Raw genomic sequence first — 20,265 nt, forward strand, 5'->3', positions numbered from 1 at the left:
AGCCGGGGCGGTCACGTCGCCAGGGTCACCTCCCGGTGGGCCGGGTCGCGCACCTCGCCGACCAGGAGTTCCAGTACGTCTTCCAGGGCGACCAGGCCCAGGACCCGGCCCGACGCGTCCGTGACCTGGGCCAGATGGGTGGCCGCGCGGCGCATCACGGTGAGGGCGTCGTCGAGGGGGAGGTCGGGGCGGAGGGTCGTCATCGGGCGCCAGAGGTGCTGCGGGACGGCCCGGTCGGGGTCCTCGGCGTCGAGGACGTCCTTGACGTGGAGGTAGCCCATGAAGGGACCCTGCCCGGCCGCGACCGGGAAGCGTGAGTACCCGGTGCGGGCGGTGAGCCCGATGATCTGCCCCGGGGTGACCGACGGGCCGACCGTCACCAGGGACTCCCGGCCGAGCAGCACGTCCGTCACCGGGCGGGAGCCCAGTTCCAGGGCGTCCTCCAGGCGCTCCTGCGCCTCGGGGTCGAGCAGACCGGCCTGGCCGGCGTCCTCCACCAGCCGGTTGAGCTGTTCACTGGTGAAGACGGCCTCTACCTCGTCCTTGGGCTCCACGCGGAACAGCCGCAGGATGCCCCGGGAGCAGGCGCCCAGGGCGAAGGTGACCGGCTTGCAGAGGCGGGCGAAGGCGACCAGGCCGGGGCTGAGCCACAGCGCGGTCCTCTCGGGGGCGGCCATCGCGAGGTTCTTCGGAAGCATCTCGCCGATGACGAGGTGGCAGAAGACCACGGCGGCCAGCGCGATGACGTAGCCGAGCGGGTGGATGACGCCGTGCGGCAGGTGCAGCCACTCGAAGACCGGTTCCAGCAGGTGCGCGACCGTCGGTTCGGCGACCGCGCCGAGGGTGAGTGAGCAGACCGTGATGCCGAACTGGGCGGCGGCCATCATCTGGGGCAGCCGTTCCAGGCCGTACAGCACCTGGCGGGCGCGGGCGGTGCCGAGCGGTTCGATCTGGCTGCGGCGGACCGAGACCAGGGCGAACTCCGCGCCGACGAAGAAGCCGTTGGCCAGGACGAGCAGCGCGGCGAAAAGGAGTTGCAGGACGCTCATCGGGCGGCCTCCAGCACGGAGACCGGTGCCGTGCTCACCAGCCGTATGCGCTCGGCGCGGTAGTGGCCGACCTGGCGGACGGAGAGGCGCCAGCCGGGCAGTTCCGCGCGGTCGCCGACGGCCGGGATGCGGCCGAGCAGGTCGGCGACGAGGCCGGCCACGGTCTCGTACGGGCCCTCGGGGGCGTCGAGTCCGATGCCTCGCAGGGCGTCGACGCGGCAGCTGCCGTCGACGTCCCAGGCGGGGCGGCCGTCCTCGGGCGGGGCGGCGGCGAGTTCGGGGACGTCCAGGCCGTCGTGCTCGTCGCGGACCTCGCCGACGAGCTCCTCGACGATGTCCTCCAGGGTGACGACGCCGGCCGTGCCGCCGTACTCGTCGACGACGACCGCGATCGGCTGCTCGCTGCGCAGACGGGTGAGGAGGGGCCGGACGGGCAGGGTCTCGGGGACCAGCAGCGCCGGGCGGGCGATGCGGCCGGCGGGGGTGCGCAGCCGGTCGTGGGCGGGGACGGCGAGGGCGTCCTTGAGGTGGACCATGCCGACGATCTCGTCGATCTTCTCCCGGTAGACGGGGAAGCGGGACAGGCCGGTGGCGCGGGTCAGGTTGACCACGTCCTCGGCGGTGGCCGAGGAGTGCAGGGCACTGACCCTCACGCGCGGGGTCATGACGTGCTGCGCGGTCAGTCCGCCGAGCGACAGGGTGCGGACGAACAGGTCGGCGGTGTCCTGTTCCAGCGCGCCGGCCCGTGCGGAGTGCCGGGCCAGGGAGACCAGTTCGTCGGGGGTGCGGGCGGAGGCCAGCTCCTCGGCGGGCTCGACGCCGAGCGTGCGGACCAGGCGGTTGGCCACGGCGTTCAGTGAGGCGATCACCGGGTGGAACAGGCGGGCGAAGGCGTGCTGGGGGCCGGCGACGAAGCGGGCGACCTGGAGGGGCCTGGACACCGCCCAGTTCTTGGGCACCAGCTCGCCGATCACCATCTGGACCGCGGATGCCAGCAGCATGCCGACGACGACCGCGACACCGGGGACGGTGCCGTCGGGGACGCCGATCGCCGTGAACGGGCCGTCCAGGAGGCGGGCGAGCGCCGGTTCGGCGAGCATGCCGACGACGAGGGAGGTGATGGTGATGCCGAGCTGGGTGCCGGAGAGCTGGAAGGACAGCTCCTTCAGGGACTCGACGACGCGGCGGGCGCGCCGGTCGCCGTCGGCTGCGGCCTGTTCGGCGTCGGGGCGTCCGACGGTCACCAGGCCGAACTCGGCGGCGACGAAGAAGCCGTTGGCGAGGATCAGCAGGAAGGCGGCTGCCAGGAGCAGCAGGGGGGTGGTCATGATGCCGCCGCCTGTGGGGCTTCACAGCAGGGGGCGGCGCAGGTACTGCAGGACGATCCGTCCATCGCCGGAGGGAGTCACTCCTCGGGTAGGGGGACCCCCCGCGCACCGGGCGGAGCGACGGGGGCGAGGACGCGACGGCCGCGTCCTCGTTCCCAGATTAATCACGAAAAGGGCGCCCGCGGCAGGGTCGGCGCCCCCGCGTCAGCCGCGTGGTGCCTCGGGGGTGGTGGTGGAGCGGGCCTCGACGAGGGCGCGCAGGGCGCGCGCGTCGTGGATGGCGCGCTGCCGGGCGATGCCCGGCTGGATGCCGAGCGCGGGCAGGCTGGTGCCGTCGCTGAGGTCGAGGAAGGCCCAGGGGTCGCCCTGCCGGAGGTTGACCCGGAGGATCTCGGCCCAGGCCAGGCGCCGCTTGGTGGTGAGGTTGACGACGGTCACGCCCGTCTCGTCGGCGGTGACGTGGGGCCGGGCCAGCAGGAACAGGACCCCGGCGAGGAGGAGCGCGGTCAGCATGAAGCTGAGGCGCTCTCCCGTGCCGAGGCCGTCCAGCAGCATGCCGACCGCCGTGATGGCCGCGAAGGTGAGGACGGCGAGGACGGTCAGGACGGCGCGGGTGCGGCCCGGTCGGAAGGTGACGGGCAGGGCCGGCAGGTCCGGCGTGGTGTCGGGCATGAGGTGGCTCCGGGTCCCACTCAGAGGCGGCAGGCGTGGATGGCCGTGGTCAGGATGGCCCGGGCGCCGATCTCGTACAGGTCGTCCATGATCCGCTGGGCGTCCTTGGCGGGGACCATGGCGCGGACGGCGACCCAGCCCTCGTTGTGCAGCGGGGAGACGGTCGGGGACTCCAGGCCGGGGGTGAGGGCGACGGCCTTCTCCAGCTGCTCCACGCGGCAGTCGTAGTCCATCATCACGTACGTCCGGGCCACCAGGACGCCCTGGAGTCGGCGCAGGAACTGCTGCACCTTGGGCTCGGTCGTCTCGTCGGGCTCCGCGCCGGAGCGGCGGATGACGATGGCCTCGGACTTCATGATGGGCTCGCCGAAGACCTCCAGGCCCGCGTTGCGCAGCGAGGTCCCGGTCTCGACGACGTCCGCGATGACCCCGGCGACACCGAGTTCGATGGCGGTCTCGACGGCGCCGTCGAGGTGGACGACGGAGGCGTCGACGCCCCGCTCGGCCAGGTGGGCCGCGACGATGCCCTCGTAGGAGGTGGCTACGGTGCGGCCCTTGAGGTCCTCGACGCCGTTCGCGGTGCCCGGCTTCCCGGCGAAGCGGAAGGTGGAGCGGGCGAAGCCGAGCGGGAGGATCTCCTCGGCGTCGGCGCCGGAGTCGATCAGCAGGTCGCGGCCGGTGATGCCGATGTCGAGCTTGCCGGAGGAGACGTAGATCGCGATGTCGCGGGGGCGCAGGTAGAAGAACTCGACCTCGTTGGTCGGGTCGACGATGCGCAGTTCCTTGGACTCGCGGCGCTGCTGGTAGCCGGCCTCATGCAGCATCTCCCCCGCGGGGCCTGACAGGGAACCCTTGTTGGGGACGGCGATGCGCAGCATGAGGTCGGCTTCCTTTGTGTGAAGGGGTGGAGAGAAAAAGGGGGTCCGGCTTACAGGTGGGCGTAGACGTCGTCCAGGGAGATGCCGCGGGCGACCATCATCACCTGGACGTGGTACAGCAGCTGGGAGATCTCCTCGGCCGCCGCGTCCTTGCCCTCGTACTCGGCGGCCATCCAGACCTCGGCGGCCTCCTCGACGACCTTCTTGCCGATGGCATGGACCCCCTTGTCCACCAGCTCGGCGGTGCGGGAGGTGGCGGGGTCGCCGTTCGCGGCCTTGTGCTGGAGCTCGGTGAAGAGCTCCTCGAAAGTCTTCTTGGACATGGTGCCGCCCACTTTACGCGTAGTGCCGACCGGCCTAACGCCACGGCTCGGATACTGAGCGGAGCGTGGCCGCCGTGGCGACGGCCGCGGTCACCGCCTCGTGGCCCTTGTCCTCGCTGGAGCCCTCGATGCCGGCCCGGTCGAGGGCCTGCTCCTCGGTGTCGCAGGTGAGGACGCCGAAGCCGACGGGGACGCCGGTCTCCACGGAGACCTGGACCAGGCCCTGGGTGACGCCCTGGCACACGTAGTCGAAGTGCGGGGTGCCGCCGCGGATGACGACGCCGAGGGCGACGATCGCGTCGTAGCCGCGGCCGGCGAGGACCTTGGCGACGACCGGGAGCTCGAAGCTGCCGGGGACCCTGAGCAGGGTCGGCTCGTCGATGCCCAGCTCGTGCAGGGCGCGCAGGGCGCCGTCCACCAGTCCGTCCATCACCTTGTCGTGCCACTGTGCCGCGACGACGGCGACCCGCAGGTCCCCCACGTTGCGTACGGACAGGTCCGGTGCACCCTTGCCGCTCACGTCTCTCCTCGCGTTGCTTGCTTACTGGTTGCCGCAGGTGGACACGGGCGTCGTGTCCAGCCAGGGCAGGTCGTGTCCCATCCGGTCCCGCTTGGTGCGCAGGTAGCGGAGGTTGTGTTCGCCCGCCTGGACGGGCATCGGCTCGCGGCCGGTTACCTGGATGCCGTGCCGCTCCAGCGCGTCGCTCTTGTCCGGGTTGTTGGTCATCAGGCGGACGGAGCGTACGCCGAGGTCGTCGAGGATCTGGGCGCCGGCGCCGTAGTCGCGGGCGTCGGCGGGCAGGCCGAGTTCCAGGTTGGCGTCGAGGGTGTCGCGGCCGCGCTCCTGGAGTTCGTAGGCGCGCAGCTTGGACATCAGGCCGATGCCGCGTCCCTCGTGGCCGCGCAGGTAGACGACCGCTCCCCTGCCCTCGGCCTGGATGCGGTCCAGGGAGGCGTCCAGCTGGGGACCGCAGTCGCAGCGCTGGGAGCCGAAGACGTCGCCGGTGAGGCATTCGGAGTGGATACGGACGAGGACGTCCTCGCCGTCGCCGATCTCGCCGTGGACGAGGGCGACGTGCTCGACACCGTCGACGGTGGAGCGGTAGCCGTACGCCGTGAACTCGCCGTGCCGGGTGGGCAGGTGGACCTCGGCCTCACGGCGGACGGTGGGCTCGGCGCTGCGGCGGTAGGCGATCAGGTCCTCGATGGAGATGATCGTCAGGCCGTGCTTGCGGGCGAACGGGATCAGCTCGGGCAGGCGCAGCATGCGCCCGTCCTCGCCGGCGATCTCGACGATGGCGCCGGCCGGGCGCAGGCCCGCGAGGCGGGCGAGGTCGACGGCGGCCTCGGTGTGGCCGTTGCGGACGAGTACGCCACCGGAGCGGGCGCGCAGCGGGAAGATGTGGCCGGGACGGACCAGGTCGGCCGGCTCGGCGGTGCCGCTCGCCAGGAGCTGGAGGGTCGTGGCGCGGTCGGAGGCCGAGATGCCGGTGCTCACGCCGTGCGCGGCGGTGGCGTCGACGGAGACGGTGAAGGCGGTCTTCATCGACTCGGTGTTGTCGTCGACCATCTGCGGGAGGCGGAGCCGGTCGAGTTCGTCGCCCTCCATGGGGGCGCAGATCAGGCCGCGGCACTCGCTCATCATGAAGGCGACGATCTCCTCGGTCGCCTTCTCGGCGGCGATGACGAGGTCGCCCTCGTTCTCGCGGTTCTCGTCGTCGACGACGACCACCGGGCGGCCGGCGGCGATGTCGGCGATGGCCTGTTCGACGGGGTCGAGGAGCAGGTCGTCGGGGCCGCCGGGCGTGTAGAGGATGGGTGCCGTGCTCATGCGGGCGCTCCTTCCGGGACGGGCCGCGCCGCGGTGCGGGAGCGCAGCCACCAGTCGCGCAGGCCCCACAGGACGAGCGCGCCGTAGATGACGTAGACGAAGCCGGAGAAGGCGAAGCCGTTGGCGAAGTTCAGCGGTACGCCGACCAGGTCGACCAGCAGCCAGGCGAACCAGAACTCGACCATGCCGCGCGCCTGGGCGTACATGGCGACGACGGTGCCGACGAAGATGTACGCGTCCGGCCAGGGGTCCCAGGACAGGGTCGGGAAGGCGGTGAACAGGCCGCCGACCGCGAGGGTGCCGACGGCGGCGGCCGCGACGAGGGCGCCGCGCTCGCGCCAGGTGGCGAAGCGGACGGCGATGGAGCCGTCCTGCGTCTGCTGCCGGCCGCGGTTCCACTGCCAGAAGCCCCAGGCGGCGACGAGCATGACGACGATCTGCTTGCCGGCGCTGCCGGAGAGGTGGGCGGTGGCGAAGGCGGTGAAGAGGATGAGGCCGGAGACGAACTGCACGGGCCAGGTCCATATCGAGCGCCGCCAGCCGAGGGCGAGGCCCAGCAGACCGATCACGTTGCCGATCATGTCCGACCACTTGATGTGCTGGTCGAAGAGGGTGAAGGCCTCGGAGTTGAGCCAGTTCACCGGGTGCCCCCCTGGGTGCCGAGCAGCCGCTCGACGTACTTGGCGATGACGTCCACCTCGAGGTTGACCGGGTCGCCGGGCTGCTTGAGGCCGAGGGTGGTCAGGGCGAGGGTGGTGGGGATGAGGCTGACGGTGAAGAAGTCGGGGCCGGCGTCGACGACGGTGAGGCTGATGCCGTCGACGGTGATGGAGCCCTTCTCCACGACATAGCGGGTGAGGCCGGCCGGGAGGGAGATCTTGACGATCTCCCAGTGCTCGGAGGGCTTGCGTTCCAGGATCTCGCCGGTGCCGTCCACGTGGCCCTGCACGATGTGCCCGCCGAGGCGGGCGCCGACGGCGGTGGGGCGCTCCAGGTTGACTCGGGAGCCGGTGGTGAGGACGCCGAGGCTGGAGCGGTTCAGGGTTTCCGCCATCACGTCGGCGGTGAACTCGTCGCCCTCGTGGTCGACGACGGTGAGGCAGACGCCGTTGACGGCGATGGAGTCGCCGTGCCGCGCCCCTTCGGTGACCGCGGGGCCGCGCAGGCGGAAGCGACAGGCGTCGTCGAGGGTCTCGACGGCGGTGACCTCGCCCAGCTCTTCGACGATTCCGGTGAACACTTCCCGGGTCCTCCTGCCTCTTCGGGCACGGACTCCGGGGCTGTCGAGAGCGACAGAGGTCACGAGCGAGGGCACCGGGAGCGACGCCGGACGGGACCCACCCGTGACGGGCGAGCCCAGAAATCGGCGGCGCGCACGCATGCTCGCCCGCCGCGCACTGCCTCCCATCCGGACTTTAACCGTCGGTCCAGGAATTTCACCTGGTCAACCGGTCGCTGGAGGCGACCGGGTCGCGGACTGTAACCGCCGGTTCGGACTTTCACCGACCCCGGAGTGCGCTGCTTCTGGTACAGGGCCAGTGTGCCACGCCCGATGACCGTCCATGCGGACGGAGTGTGTGGAGTGGCTCACAGAGCGCTCCTTCAGTGCGACTTCAGCACGTCGCGGTTTCCCAACTGGGCCGCTGCCCGGACATCTTGAGATTGGTCCATACCTATTGACTCACTGGTCTAGTCCTCTCTAGGGTCTGCGCAACTTCCGTGGAGAGGAACCGACTGTGCCTTCCCCCTCACGCTCCAGAACCGGCCGCGGAGCGAGACCGGCCCTGTTCGCGGCCGCCGCCGCCGTCGCGGGCCTGGTGCTCGCCGGCCTCCCGGCGACCGCGTCGCAGGCCGCCGGCCAGGAAAGCTGCCGCCCCGACGGGCTCTACCAGACCCCCGGCGCCGACGTCCCGTACTGCTCGGTCTACGACGCCGACGGCCGGGAGAAGATGGGCGCCGACCACCAGCGCCGGGTGATCGGCTACTTCACCGGCTGGCGCACCGGCAAGGACGGCAAGCCCGCCTACCTCGCCTCGGACATCCCCTGGGACAAGATCACCCACATCAACTACGCCTTCGCGCACGTGGACGGCGGCAACAGGCTCTCCGTCGGCTCGGACAGCGCGGCCAACCCCGCGACCGGCATGACGTGGCCCGGGACCGAGGGCGCCGAGATGGACCCGGACCTCCCCTACAAGGGCCACTTCAACCTGCTCAACAAGTTCAAGAAGCAGCACCCGGACGTCAAGACGATGATCTCGGTGGGCGGCTGGGCCGAGACCGGCGGCTACTTCGCCGACGACGGCACCCGTGTGGACTCGGGCGGCTTCTACTCGATGGCCACCAACGCCGACGGCTCGGTCAACCAGGCCGGCATCGACACCTTCGCGGACTCGGCCGTCGACTTCGTACGGAAGTACGGCTTCAACGGCGTCGACATCGACTACGAGTACCCGACGACGATGAAGGACGCGGGCAACCCGCTCGACTGGTCCTTCGCCAACGGACGCCGGGCCGGGCTGGTCGAGGGTTACGCGGCCCTGATGAAGACGCTGCGCGAGAAGCTCGACCGCGCGGGCGCCGCGGACGGGAGGCACTACCTGCTCACCGTCGCCGCGCCGTCCTCCGGGTACCTGCTGCGCGGCATGGAGACCTTCCAGGTCCAGAAGTACCTGGACTACGTCAACATCATGTCGTACGACCTGCACGGCGCCTGGAACGAGCACGTCGGCCCGAACGCCTCCCTCTTCGACGACGGCAAGGACCCCGAACTCGCCGCCGCGGGCGTGTACACGACCTCCCAGTACGGCGGCATCGGCTACCTCAACACCGACTGGGCGTACCACTACTTCCGCGGCTCGATGCCGGCCGGGCGGATCAACATCGGGCTGCCGTACTACACGCGCGGCTTCAAGAACGTCACCGGCGGCACCGACGGGCTCTGGGGCAAGGCACCCTCCACGGACTGCCCGGCCGGCTCCGGCCTGACCAAGTGCGGCGACGGCGCGGTCGGCATCGACAACCTGTGGCACGACCTGGACACCGACGGCGAGGAGTCGCCCGCCGGTTCCAACCCGATGTGGCACGCGAAGAACCTGGAGAAGGGCATCGTCGGCGACTACGTCACCGACTACGGCTTCCCGGCCGACACGAAGCTGACCGGGACCTACGAGCGCAACTACGACGCCACGCTGGTCGCGCCCTGGCTGTGGAACGCCGAGAAGAAGGTCTTCCTGTCCACCGAGGACGAGCAGTCGGTGCGGGCCAAGGCGGACTACGTGGCCGACCGCGGCATCGGCGGCACGATGGTGTGGGAGCTCGCGGGCGACTACGCCTGGGACGCGGGCAAGGGGCAGTACGTGCCGGGTTCGACGCTCACCGACACGATGTACCAGGCGTTCAAGAACGCCTCCCCGTACGGTGCGCAGCGCGCCACGACCGACATGCCGGCCGAGGCGCTGGACGTCGACGTCGAGTTCGGGGAGTTCCCGCTCGGTGACTCCAACTACCCGATCAGCCCCAAGCTGAGGATCACCAACAACACGGAGACGGCACTGCCGGGCGGTACGGAGTTCCGGTTCGACTACTCCACCTCCGCGCCGGGCAACGCCAAGGACCAGTCCGGCTGGGGCACTTCGGTGATCCGCAGCGACCACACGGGCGGCCACGTGGGCGGACTGAAGGGCGACTACCACCGCGTCTCGCTGAAGCTGCCGGGCTGGCAGTCGCTGGCGCCGGGCGCGTCCACGACGGTCGACCTCGTGTACTACCTGCCGGTGTCGACCCCGTCGAACTGGACGGTGTCCTTCGGCGGGAAGACGTACGCGCTGGCGGGTGACCTGGCCCGGGGAACGACCGTGGTGGAACCGGGGACGGAGAGCCCGGCCCCGACGCCCACGCCCACGGAGACCGGGTCCCCGACCCCGACGCCCGGCCCGACGGACGGCACCGGGCAGTGCGCGGCGCCGGCCTGGGACGCGGCGTCGCCGTACGGCGGGGGCGTCACCGTCTCCCACGAGGGGCACTCGTGGAAGTCCAAGTGGTGGACGAAGGGCGAGGAGCCCGGAACCACCGGCGAGTGGGGCGTCTGGCAGGACCTCGGCGCCTGCTGAGCCCCCGCAGGACCGGCCCGGCGGCGGTGACGACGGCCCTTGCCCGCCGCCGGGCCTCCCATGCGACGACAGGGCGTTCCGCACCGGGACGCCCTGTCGGACTGAAGGCGCCGCTCGCGGGGAAGGCCTGGCCAGGGGATCCGCACCGGCGGCGACCTCGCGCCCGAGAGGACGATCGGAAGCGGGCCTTCGAGGAGTGTCCGTCGGCACGGACGCGGGGAGCGGATGAGCGGACGCGGGTGGCTGCGGGCGGGGCTGGGGCTGCCCGCCGGTGCGCAGCTGGTGCTGGGGCTGTGGGTGCTGGTGCTGCCCGAGCTGTTCTGGAAGTGGCCGTGGGTCTCGCACCTGCCGCCCTGCAACGAGCATCCGCTGCGCGACCTCGGCGGGGCGAGCCTGGCCCTGGCCGTGGTGCTGTGCGCGGCGGTGGCGGCGATGGAACGGCGGCTCGTGCTGACGGCCCCGGTGGCCCACCTCGTGAACTCCGTCGCCATCTCCTGTTCCACGCCCGGCACCTGGAGCCCTTGTCGGCAGGGAGCGCCGCCGGGTTCATGGCGCTGCTGGGGCTCGGGGTGCTGCTGCCCGCGGCACTGATGTGGCCGGCGGCGGACGGGGCGGCCTTCCGCCGGCCGGACCGGGCCGGGGGCAGCGGCCGGAGGCCTGACCCCGCGCGGGCCGCCGTGGTGTGCACCGGTTACCCCCTCAGGTGTGCCCGGTGCGCCGCCGGCTACCGCTCCGGCGGCGCGAACAGCTCGTCCTGGGCGCGGTCCCGGGCGGTCAGCAGTGCCCCCCGCAGGACGGCGCCGCCGCCCAGTGCGGTGGCCCGTACCTCGGTGGCCAGCGGCGACATCCGGGTGAGGCGGTCCTGGACGCGTGCGGCGAGCGCGTCGGCCCCGGCCCGCCCGATCTCACCGGCGAGCACCACGCAGCCGGGGTCCAGGACGGAGACGACGGCGGCCGCGCCGAGGGCGACCCGGTCGGAGAGGGCGTCCAGGAAGCGGGCGGCCCCCGGGGCCGTGGCCGGCCGGCGCACCGCCTCCCGCACCAGCGCGGCGGCGTGCGGCTCGGGCCCCTCGGGCACGGCGGTCACACCGTGCTCCGCCGCCAGCGCGCTCACCGCCGCCGCGCCGGCCACGGAGTGGAAGCCGCCGTCGCAGTCGGTGGCCGACGGCAGGCCCGCGGTGCCCGGCACCGGCATGAAGCCGATCTCGCCCGCGCCACCGGAGACACCCCGGCGCAGCGTGCCGTCGAGGACGACCGCGGCGCCGATGCCGAGGCCGAGCCAGAGCAGGACGAAGGTGTCCCGGTCCCGGGCCGCCCCGTCGCGCTGCTCGGCCAGGGCGGCGAGGTTCGTCTCGTTCTCCACGCCGACCCGCGCCTCGGGGAACTTCTCCTGCAGCGCCGCCGTCAGCCGGCGATGCCACGCGGGCAGGCCCAGGGACGGGCGGAGGTCCCCGCTCGCCGGGTCGATCAGGCCGGGCGCGCCGATGCCGACGGTGTGCAGCCGGTAGGCCCCGGCCTCCTTCGCCGCCTGCTCGACCAGGCTCACCGCCTGCTCCACCGCGGGTCCCGTCCCGGTGTCGTCGCCGATCGGCACGGAGGCCTCGGCCAGGACGCGGCCGAGCAGGTCGGAGACCAGGACGGTGACGCTCTCGGTGCGCACGTCGAGGGCGGCGAGGTACGCGCGGCCGGCGACGATGCCGTACAGCCTGGCGTTGGGGCCGCGGCGCTGCTCGCCCGACTCCCCCACCACCTCGACCAGTCCTGAGGCGGTGAGGCGTTCGACGAGGTCGGCGACGGTGGGCCGGGACAGACCGGTCAGCTGCTTCAGCTGCCCCGCCGTCAGCGGGCCCTCCTGCTGGAGCAGGCGCAGGGCGAGCCGGTCGTTGATGGCCCGGGCGGTGCGCGGTGATGCGGGCATGCCGGGATCCTTCCAGATCGGCGGCGCGGTGGCCCGCGCCGGATATCCCCTATCCATCAGGAAGGGTCCCTGATAGTTTACGCGGCGCAGTGCGGCAGCGAGCGACGCACAGGGAGACGAGCCGGGTGCGGACCCGGCGGAGGGGCCGAGAATGAGCGCAGTGGTCTACGAGCAACGCCAGGTGAGGCGCTCCCGGTACGCAGTGGCGGCCGTGTTCGCCGTGCACGGCGCGGTCACCGGTTCGTTCGCCACCCGGGTGCCGTGGATCCAGGACCACGCCGGCGTGAGCGCGGGCCAGCTGGGTCTGGCGCTCGCCTTCCCGGCGCTCGGCGCGTCGGTCGCCATGCCGCTGGCCGGCAGCGTCACCCACCGCTTCGGCGCCCGCACCGCCCTGCGCGGCCTGCTGGCCCTGTGGACGCTGGCGCTGGTCCTGCCCTCCCTCGCCCCCAACCTGCTCACCCTGTGCCTGGCCCTGTCCGTCTACGGGGCCACGGCCGGCATGTCGGACGTGGCGATGAACGCGCTCGGCGTCGAGGTCGAGAACCGGCTGGACAAATCGATCATGTCCGGCCTGCACGGCATGTGGAGCGCGGGCGCCCTGATCGGCTCGGCGGCCGGCACGCTCGCCGCCCACCTGGGCGCGGACGCCCGCCTGCACCACGTCCTGGCCGCCGCCGTGCTGACCGTGGCGGGACTGGTCGCCTGCTCCTGGGTGCTGGACCTCCAGTCCGCCGAGGACGAGGACCCGCCGCCGAGGTTCGCGCTGCCGCCCCGGTCGGCCGTGCTGATCGGCGCGGTCGGGTTCTGCGCGGTGTTCGCGGAGGGCGCCAGCCTGGACTGGTCGGCGGTCTACCTGCGGGACGAGCTGGAGACGTCGGCCGGACTGGCGGCGGCGTGCACGACGGGCTTCACGCTCACGATGGCCGTGGCCAGGTTCGCCGGCGACAAGGTGGTGGACCGGTTCGGCGCGGTGCGCACGGTGCGCGTGAGCGGGGTGCTGGCGACCCTCGGCGGCCTGCTGGTCGTCGTCGGCGGCCATCCCGCGGTGGCGATGGCCGGCTTCGCGCTGATGGGGCTCGGTATTGCCGTGGTCGTCCCGCTGTGCTTCGCGGCGGCGGGCCGGGCCGGCTCCAATCCGAGCCTGGCCATCGCGGGCGTCGCCACCATCACGTACACCTCGGGCCTGATCGCCCCGAGCGCGATCGGCGGCCTCGCCCAGGCGACCAGCCTGGTGGTGTCGTTCGGCCTGGTGACCGCGCTGGCCTGCTGCCTGGTGGTGTTCGCGAAGGTGCTGCGCGCCGGGGACCGGGACCGGCCGAAGGTCAGTCCGCCGAGCGCAGCAGTGCCCGACCGGCGGTCCTGAAGGTGTCGCTCCACGGCGCCGGGCGCAAGGTCTCGGAGTCCAGCCGGACCAGCACCCGGGTGCCGCGGGCGTACGTGGTGGTGCCGTCCGCCGAGCAGAAGCGGAAGCCATAGGTCAGCCCGGTCGTGCCGAGCCGGTCCAGCCAGAGGTGGACGGCGTAGGCGCCCGGCCGGGTGACCGGAGCCTCGTACGTGATGGTCAGCTCCTTGACCGCGTTGCAGGCGTCGCCGGCCGCCGCCCAGTCGCCCTCGAACCGGAAGCCGTGCTCCGTCCACAGCTCGGCCCAGGCGCGCTCGACCATCACCGGATAGCGGGCGTTGTGCAGCAGGCCGAGCGCGTCGAGGTCGTCGAAGTGCACGGTGACGGGGACGAGGCGGCCGTACGACACGGCGGGGGCGGCGGGGGCTTCGGCGGTCACGTGGGCTCCTGGGTGGTGCGGGGTGGTACGCGGTGCGGTGGGCGTACGGGCGTACACCGTCATTCTAAGCGGACGCTCAGGATGGCGGCCGGGGAAGGGTGCAGGTCAGCCGCACGGCCGGGCACCCCCGACAATGGTCCGGACAGTCATCACGTACAGAGAAAGCGAAACCTCACCATGGACCTCGGCGTGCGCTGGAAGCTGCACGGGGACGGGAAGGTCCCCGCCCCCGGAGCGGTGGTCCGCCCCGACGAACGGCTCTCGTGGCCCCGCACGTTCGGGCTCGGCGCCCAGCACGTGGTGGCCATGTTCGGGGCGTCCTTCGTGGCTCCGGTCCTGATGGGCCTCGATCCCAACCTCGCGATCATGATGTCGGGCGTGGCGACCGCCATCTTCCTGCTCGCCACCCGCGGCCGGGTCCCCAGCTACCTCGGCTGCTCGCTCTCCTTCGTCGGTGTCGCCGCGGTGATCCGGGCCCAGGGCGGTACGAGTGCCACGGTGACCGGCGCGGTCCTGGTCGTCGGTGCCGCGCTGTTCCTGGTGGGGCTCGCCGTGCAGCGGTTCGGGGCACGGATCATCCACGCCGCGATGCCGCCGATCGTCACCGGCGCGGTGGTGATGCTGATCGGCTTCAACCTGGCCCCGGTCACCGCCTCCACGTACTGGCCGCAGGACCAGTGGACGGCGCTGCTGGTGATGCTGTTCACCGGTCTGGCCGTGGTCTGCCTGCGCGGCTTCTGGTCCCGGATCGCGATCTTCCTGGGGCTGGTCTTCGGTTACGTGCTCTCCTGGGCCCTGGACCGGATCTTCGGCAAGATCCATTCGGTGGACGGCAGCGGCAAGGTGACCGACCACTGGCGCCTCGACTTCTCCGCCGTGGGGCAGGCCGACTGGATCGGGCTGCCCTCCTTCCACGGGCCGAGCTTCGAGTGGTCGGCGATCCTGGTCGCCCTGCCGGTCGTCATCGCGCTGATCGCGGAGAACGCCGGGCACGTGAAGGCGGTCGGCGAGATGACCGGCGACCCGCTCGACGACAAGCTGGGCACCGCGATCTCCGCGGACGGCGTCGGCTCGATGCTGTCCACCGCGGTCGGCGGCCCGCCCAACACCACGTACTCCGAGAACATCGGCGTGATGGCCGCGACCCGGGTCTACTCGACCGCCGCCTACTGGGCCGCCGCCTGCTTCGCGCTCCTCTTCGGCGTCTGCCCGAAGTTCGGCGCGGTCGTCGCCGCGATCCCCGGCGGGGTGCTGGGCGGCATCACCGTCATCCTCTACGGCATGATCGGCCTGCTGGGCGCCCAGATCTGGATCAACGCCGGAGTGGACCTGCGCAACCCGCTGAACCTGGTACCGGCCGCCGCGGGCATCATCATCGGCGTCGGCAACGTCAGCATGGAGTTCACCGACAACTTCTCGCTCAGCGGCATCGCGCTCGGCACCCTCGTCGTCATCACCGGCTACCACGCGCTGCGCGCCTTCGCCCCGGCCCACCTCAAGACCCAGCAGCCGCTGCTGGACGAGGGCACGTCGTCGTACGACGAGACGGCCGCTGGCGGCGACGGGGCCGGCGAGGGGCCCGGCGACGGTTCTCAGCGCGCCAAGTCGTAGGCGTAGGACGGCGTGAAGGTGCCCGGCCTGCCCTTGCAGCCGTCCGACTCCCCCGGCAGCTTGACCCACAGGTAGGCGTCGATGCGTCCCAGGCCGGTGCTCAGGGTCGGTGTGCGGCCGATCTTGCGGCCGGCCGGGTCGCACCACTCGCCGTCGGGCGGGGCGCCGTTGCCGTTGCGGCTGGTGTCGATGACGGCGCCGAGGCTCTCGGGGCCGCCGAGGGCGTCGAGGACCGCGCGGTCGTAGGCGACCTCGTCGGCGGTGGTGTGGAAGTTGGAGACGTTGCTGAAGACGCCGTCGGAGGAGGCGGCCGAGGCGGCGCCGGCCTGCTTCAGCCAGCCCGCCTGCTTGGCGGGCGCGTGCCAGCCGGAGTGTCCCGCGTCGTAGTACACGCGGGCGTTGGGATTGGCGTCCTTCAGCACGCGGCCGGCGCGGGCCAGCGAGGCGAAGCGGTCGGCGCGGTCCCCGGCGGACAGGCACTCCGCCTGGGCCACCGAGTCGGGCTCCAGGACGACCACGACCTCCCGGGAGCCGAGCCCGGCGGCGAAAAGGTCGATCCAGTCGTCGTAGGCGTCGAGGTCGGGCGCGCCGCCCTGGGAGTGGCCGCCGCAGTCCCGGTCGGGTATCGCGTACGGCACGACCACGGGCACCCGGCCCTCGGCGGCACCGCCCGAGGTCACGGCCCGGACCCGGGAGGTGATGGTCGCGGGCGTGTAGTCGGCGAACCACACGGCGGCCGGGTGGTCGGCTATCCGCGACCGGATGACGTCCTGGCGCGGGTCGTCGGGGTGGGCCCGGACCCAGGACAGGACCTGTGACTCGGGATGCCGGTAGAGCCGGGTGGACGCCGGGGTCGCCCGGGGCTTCGCCTCCGGCGTCTTCTTCCGCGAAGGACTGGGACTCGCCTCATTCGCCGAGGCGGAGGCGGACGGCGAGGCGGAGGCCGACGGTTTCGCCGACGGGGGCGGGGGCGGGGACGGCACGACGGGCGGGGACTGCAGCCTCGGCGAGCGCGTCACCTCCGGCCGGGCCTCGTCGGTGCCGCCGCCGTCGTCGCCGAGCGCGGTGAGCATGCCGGTCGCGGTGCCGACCGCGACGACGACGGACGCCGCCGCGACCATCGCGCTGCGGCGGGCGGCACGCCTGCGCTCGGCCCTGCGAGCGGCCAGGCGCCGGGCACGAAGGCCTGACACGTACGGTTCCCCCTCCCCCGCACGGCGGGCGCGTTCCCCCGTTCTGGGGAAGCACCGGCCCGCCGGCACTCCCGCCAGCCTAAAGCTGCGACCCTGCCGCCATGGCGCACTGCGAGCAAGTCCCGACGGTCCTCCGGTCGGTGGACACGGTCCTGACCCGGATGCGCGCCCTCGACGCGGCGCTGCCCGCGCGGGACGGGGTGGCGGTCTTCAACCGCGTCTACCTGACCGTCACCGAGGCGGTCGACCGGCACATCGACGGCGGCCGGTTCCCGGACGCCCGCTCGGCGATCGCGCTGGACGTGCGGTTCGCGGAGCGCTATCTGGCGGCCGTCGACGCGGTGGAGGACGGCCGCCGCCCGCCCGCCTGCTGGCGGCCCCTGTTCCAGTTCCGCCGCCATCCCGGCGTACGTCCGCTGCAGTTCGCGCTGGCGGGCATCAACGCGCACATCGGGCACGATCTCGCGCTGGCCGTGGTGGACACCTGCCGTACGCTCGGCTGCGAACCCGTCGACGTCGAGGACGAGTTCGACCGGGTGGGCGATCTCCTCGTGACGCTGGAGGAGCGGGTCCGTGAAGAGCTGATGCCGGGTCCCGACCTCCTCCAGATCGCCGACCCGCTGACCCATCTGCTCGGCTCCTGGAGCCTGGAGCGCGCCCGCGACGCCACCTGGGCGGCGGCCCGCGCGCTGTGGGCGCTGCGCCGGCTGCCGGAGGTCGCCGGGGAGTTCACCGAGCGGCTGGACGCGGCGGTCGGCTTCGCGGGCCGCATGCTGCTCACCCCGCTGCCGGACTGATCCGGCCGTTCCCGGCGCGCACACCCGGAACGCCCGTGCCGTCGCTGTACGTTGCACCCTTGAGCGACATCGCGTCCCGACGGCGAAGGAGCACCCGGACATGGCGACCCGGCTCGGCCTCGGCCTCCCCCAGATGCGGCAGTACGACCTCGGCAAGGACGTCCCCGACGTGGCCCGCGCGGCGGAGGGGATGGGCTACGAGAGCCTGTGGGTCTTCGAGCGCGCCCTGTTCCCCGAGCCCGCCGCCCAGGGGCTGTACGGCATCGAAGGCCTGCCCTGGCCGGATTCCTACCGGAGCGTGGCGGACCCGCTGATCACCCTGACCCTCGCCGCCGCGGCCACCGAACACGCGGAGCTGGGCAGCAGCGTGCTGGTCGCCCCGCTGCACGGGCCCTTCCAGCTGGCCAAGGCGCTGGCCTCGCTGGACGCGGCGAGCGGCGGCCGGGTGGTGGCCGGTTTGGGCACGGGCTGGTCGCACGACGAGTACGCGGCGGCGGGCGTGCGGCCGTTCGCCGAGCGCGGGCAGGCCCTGGACGAGCTGATCGGGGTGTGCCGTGCGGTGTGGGGCCCGGACCCGGTGGTGTACGACGGGCACCTCACGAAGATCGCGTCCGCCGTGGTGGGCCCCAAGCCCGCCCGGCCGATCCCGGTCCTGCTGGCGGCGAGCAGCGGGAGGGCCCGGCGCAGGCTCGTCGACCACGCCGACGGCTGGCTGCCCAACGCCGTCGGCGTCGAGGCCGTGGCCGGCCAGTGGCGGCAGCTGCGGGAGCTGGCCGGAGAACGTGGCCGTACGGAACCGATCCGCACGGTACTGCGGGTCAACGCCCGGTACCGCGCGTCGGGCCAGGAGGGCGCCGACCGCCGCCCCTTCCACGGCAGCGTCGACCAGATCGTCGAGGACATCGCCGCCCACGCGGAGATCGGCCTCGACGAGATGCTGCTCGACCTCCAGGGCTCGGCCCGCGACGCCGAGGAGCTGCAGGACCTGGCCGCCCAGGTGTACGAGAAGGCCCGGGCGGCCGGGGTCTAGGGCCGGTCGGAGGGTCAGTCCTCGGGCAGCTCGACCGGCGCGATCTCGTCGTACACGTCACCCGGGCCGGGGTTGGTCGGGTCCGTCTGCCCGCCGAAGTGGTGCATGACGCCCCAGACCGCGTTGAGCGCGGTCTGGACGGCTCCCTCGGCCCAGCCTGCGGTCCAGGAGATGTCGTCACCGGCGAGGAAGATGCCCCGCTTGTCCTCGGGCAGCTCCTCCTGCATGAAGTGCGTGAACAGGCGCCGCTGGTAGCGGTAGTGGCCGGGGAGGTTGGCCTTGAACGCGCCCATGAAGTAGGGCTCGTTCTCCCAGGACACGGTCACCGGGTTGCCGATGATGTGCTTCCTGATGTCGACCTTCGGGTAGATCTCGCCGAGCGACTTCAGCATGACCTCCATCCGCTCGTTCGCGGACAGCGGCAGCCACTTCAGACTGTCGTCGCACCAGGTGTAGGAGAGGCAGATGACGGCGGGCTTGTCGGGGCCGTCGTCGAGCAGGTAGGTGCCGCGGGTCATGCGGTCGGTGAGCGTCATCGACATGACGTCCCGGCCCGTCTCCTCGTCCTTGTCCAGCCAGAAGGGCCGGTCGACGGGGACGAAGAGCTTGGAGCTCTCCATGTAGTGGGTGCGCTCGATCGCGGTCCAGTGGTCGATCGGGAAGAGCGAGTCGTCGCAGGCGATCTTCGAGAGCAGCATCCAGGACTGGGCGGTGAAGATCGCCGCCCGGTATGTGCGGATGTCGCCGTCGGCGTCGGTCACGGTGATCCGGTTGCCGGCGGTGCGGTTCAGCCGGGTCACCGCCGGGCGCGGCTCGCCGTCCGGGTGCAGGGACTTCAGCGAGGTGCCGTACGGCCAGTGGACGATCTTCTCCGGCTCGCGCTCCCAGAGCCTGAGCGGCAGCTGCTGGGAGCCGCCGACGATGCCGCGGTGGTGGTCGTCGGCCTCGGTGTAGACGACGCGGAGGATCTCCAGGATGGAGTTGGGGAAGTCGGTGTCCCAGCCGCCGGTGCCGAAGCCGACCTGGCCGAAGATCTCGCGGTGCCGGAAGGACTTGAAGGCCTCGGAGTCGCAGAGGAAGCCGTAGAAGGTCTGGTTGTCGAGCTTCTCGACGAGCTTGGCCCAGATCTCGCGGATGCGCGGCACGTCGCGCTCGCGCAGGGCGCGGTTCATGTCGGAGAAGTCGGCGCCCTCCTCCAGGCACTTCGCCCAGGCGTCGGCGACGTCCCGGTAGACCTGCGGCAGGTCGTCGAGGGTCTCGGCGTAGTGCGACTCGCCCTTGAGGTCGACGACCGTGGACGGCGTGGCCTCGGCGAGCGGGTTGGGGAAGGGGCTGGTCTTCAGGCCGACCAGGTCGATGTAGTGCTGGAGCGCGGTGGAGGAGGGCGGGAAGCGCATCGCGCCCATCTCGGCGGTCAGCGACTCGTCGCAGCCGTCGAAGCCGACGGTGCGCAGCCGGCCGCCGATCCGGTCGGCCTCGTAGACGACGGGCTTGAGGCCCATCTTCATCAGCTCGTAGGCGGCGACGATGCCGGACAGACCGCCGCCGATGACGGCGACCTCGGCGCCGTGCTCGGTCGCGGGTATCTGGCCGAGGCCGGCGGGGTGGGCGAGGAAGTCGTCGTACGCGTACGGGAAGTCCGGCCCGAACATGGTGATCGGCGGCTGCTGCTCGTCTGCGTGCTCGATCGCGTTGGGCACGGTGGACGTCATGGGGCACGGACTCCTTGCGGGGTGGAGCGG

Annotated in this window: 19 protein-coding genes and 1 riboswitch; of the genes, 6 read left to right on the top strand and 13 right to left on the bottom strand. The window is 72.3% G+C overall.

The features are described from left to right. Positions 1-11: 11 nt before the first annotated feature. The 9 genes from ACFW47_RS18580 to ACFW47_RS18620 form a co-directional block, all read right to left on the bottom strand. The gene (locus ACFW47_RS18580; RefSeq protein ID WP_386306358.1) at positions 12-1,049 is read right to left on the bottom strand and encodes a hemolysin family protein; all 1,038 of its coding nucleotides are present in this window, start codon (positions 1,047-1,049) and stop codon (positions 12-14) included. Continuing rightward, positions 1,046-2,377: a hemolysin family protein gene (locus tag ACFW47_RS18585; protein ID WP_386306360.1), complete on the bottom strand. Its 1,332-nt coding sequence runs from the start codon at positions 2,375-2,377 to the stop codon at positions 1,046-1,048. The genes ACFW47_RS18580 and ACFW47_RS18585 overlap by 4 nt, the downstream gene beginning before the upstream one ends. A gap of 204 nt (positions 2,378-2,581) precedes the next feature. Further along, a complete protein-coding gene (locus ACFW47_RS18590; RefSeq protein WP_386286307.1) occupies positions 2,582-3,049 on the bottom strand; it encodes a PH domain-containing protein in 468 nt (155 codons plus the stop codon). 20 nt (positions 3,050-3,069) lie between these two features. Continuing rightward, positions 3,070-3,927, bottom strand: coding sequence for an ATP phosphoribosyltransferase (hisG, locus tag ACFW47_RS18595; protein ID WP_386286306.1), 858 nt, complete (start codon positions 3,925-3,927; stop codon positions 3,070-3,072). A gap of 50 nt (positions 3,928-3,977) precedes the next feature. Continuing rightward, on the bottom strand, positions 3,978-4,250 hold the full coding sequence (locus tag ACFW47_RS18600; protein WP_011027788.1) for a phosphoribosyl-ATP diphosphatase: 273 nt from the start codon (positions 4,248-4,250) through the stop codon (positions 3,978-3,980). Between the two features lie 34 nt (positions 4,251-4,284). Then, positions 4,285-4,770, bottom strand: a complete 486-nt coding sequence (gene ribH / locus ACFW47_RS18605) for a 6,7-dimethyl-8-ribityllumazine synthase (protein WP_073730768.1) — start codon at positions 4,768-4,770, stop codon at positions 4,285-4,287. Between the two features lie 21 nt (positions 4,771-4,791). Continuing rightward, positions 4,792-6,081 carry a bifunctional 3,4-dihydroxy-2-butanone-4-phosphate synthase/GTP cyclohydrolase II gene (locus ACFW47_RS18610; RefSeq protein WP_386286305.1) on the bottom strand — a complete coding sequence of 430 codons (1,290 nt, stop codon included), beginning with the start codon at positions 6,079-6,081 and terminating at the stop codon, positions 4,792-4,794. Then, complete coding sequence (locus tag ACFW47_RS18615; protein WP_386286304.1) at positions 6,078-6,722, bottom strand: nicotinamide riboside transporter PnuC; 645 nt, start codon at positions 6,720-6,722, stop codon at positions 6,078-6,080. Before ACFW47_RS18615 ends, ACFW47_RS18610 begins: the two co-directional genes overlap by 4 nt. After that, the gene (locus ACFW47_RS18620; RefSeq protein ID WP_386286303.1) at positions 6,719-7,321 is read right to left on the bottom strand and encodes a riboflavin synthase; all 603 of its coding nucleotides are present in this window, start codon (positions 7,319-7,321) and stop codon (positions 6,719-6,721) included. Before ACFW47_RS18620 ends, ACFW47_RS18615 begins: the two co-directional genes overlap by 4 nt. Before the next feature lie 150 nt (positions 7,322-7,471). Further along, positions 7,472-7,602, bottom strand: a riboswitch (FMN riboswitch). A gap of 215 nt (positions 7,603-7,817) precedes the next feature. Between ACFW47_RS18620 and ACFW47_RS18625 the strand changes: the two genes are divergently transcribed. Further along, positions 7,818-10,193 (top strand): chitinase C-terminal domain-containing protein, encoded by a 2,376-nt coding sequence (locus ACFW47_RS18625; protein WP_386306362.1) that lies wholly within the window; start codon positions 7,818-7,820, stop codon positions 10,191-10,193. 225 nt (positions 10,194-10,418) lie between these two features. Further along, positions 10,419-10,784 carry a hypothetical protein gene (locus ACFW47_RS18630; RefSeq protein ID WP_386286301.1) on the top strand — a complete coding sequence of 122 codons (366 nt, stop codon included), beginning with the start codon at positions 10,419-10,421 and terminating at the stop codon, positions 10,782-10,784. Positions 10,785-10,917: 133 nt separating this feature from the next. On the opposite strand, the gene ACFW47_RS18635 is transcribed toward ACFW47_RS18630, so the two are convergent. Beyond that, positions 10,918-12,111 carry an ROK family transcriptional regulator gene (locus ACFW47_RS18635; RefSeq protein ID WP_386286300.1) on the bottom strand — a complete coding sequence of 398 codons (1,194 nt, stop codon included), beginning with the start codon at positions 12,109-12,111 and terminating at the stop codon, positions 10,918-10,920. Positions 12,112-12,262: 151 nt separating this feature from the next. On the opposite strand from ACFW47_RS18635, the gene ACFW47_RS18640 reads away from it, so the two are divergent. Then, positions 12,263-13,474, top strand: a complete 1,212-nt coding sequence (locus ACFW47_RS18640) for an MFS transporter (RefSeq protein ID WP_386286299.1) — start codon at positions 12,263-12,265, stop codon at positions 13,472-13,474. On the opposite strand, the gene ACFW47_RS18645 is transcribed toward ACFW47_RS18640, so the two are convergent. Beyond that, positions 13,434-13,892, bottom strand: a complete 459-nt coding sequence (locus ACFW47_RS18645; protein ID WP_386286298.1) for an acyl-CoA thioesterase — start codon at positions 13,890-13,892, stop codon at positions 13,434-13,436. The genes ACFW47_RS18640 and ACFW47_RS18645 overlap by 41 nt on opposite strands. Positions 13,893-14,069: 177 nt before the next feature. On the opposite strand from ACFW47_RS18645, the gene ACFW47_RS18650 reads away from it, so the two are divergent. Continuing rightward, positions 14,070-15,503 (top strand): uracil-xanthine permease family protein, encoded by a 1,434-nt coding sequence (locus ACFW47_RS18650; protein WP_386306363.1) that lies wholly within the window; start codon positions 14,070-14,072, stop codon positions 15,501-15,503. Here the strand turns inward: ACFW47_RS18650 and ACFW47_RS18655 are convergent. Beyond that, positions 15,485-16,624: a glycoside hydrolase family 6 protein gene (locus ACFW47_RS18655; protein WP_386306499.1), complete on the bottom strand. Its 1,140-nt coding sequence runs from the start codon at positions 16,622-16,624 to the stop codon at positions 15,485-15,487. The genes ACFW47_RS18650 and ACFW47_RS18655 overlap by 19 nt on opposite strands. Before the next feature lie 173 nt (positions 16,625-16,797). On the opposite strand from ACFW47_RS18655, the gene ACFW47_RS18660 reads away from it, so the two are divergent. Further along, positions 16,798-17,493: a DUF5995 family protein gene (locus ACFW47_RS18660; RefSeq protein ID WP_386286296.1), complete on the top strand. Its 696-nt coding sequence runs from the start codon at positions 16,798-16,800 to the stop codon at positions 17,491-17,493. 100 nt (positions 17,494-17,593) lie between these two features. Next, the gene (locus ACFW47_RS18665; protein WP_386306364.1) at positions 17,594-18,523 is read left to right on the top strand and encodes an LLM class F420-dependent oxidoreductase; all 930 of its coding nucleotides are present in this window, start codon (positions 17,594-17,596) and stop codon (positions 18,521-18,523) included. A 14-nt stretch (positions 18,524-18,537) separates the two neighbouring features. On the opposite strand, the gene ACFW47_RS18670 is transcribed toward ACFW47_RS18665, so the two are convergent. Continuing rightward, positions 18,538-20,235, bottom strand: coding sequence for a flavin monoamine oxidase family protein (locus tag ACFW47_RS18670; RefSeq protein ID WP_386286294.1), 1,698 nt, complete (start codon positions 20,233-20,235; stop codon positions 18,538-18,540). Positions 20,236-20,265: the final 30 nt, after the last annotated feature.

The sequence above is a fragment of the Streptomyces sp. NPDC058796 genome (genome assembly GCF_042745235.1).
Classification (GTDB): Bacteria; Actinomycetota; Actinomycetes; order Streptomycetales; family Streptomycetaceae; genus Streptomyces.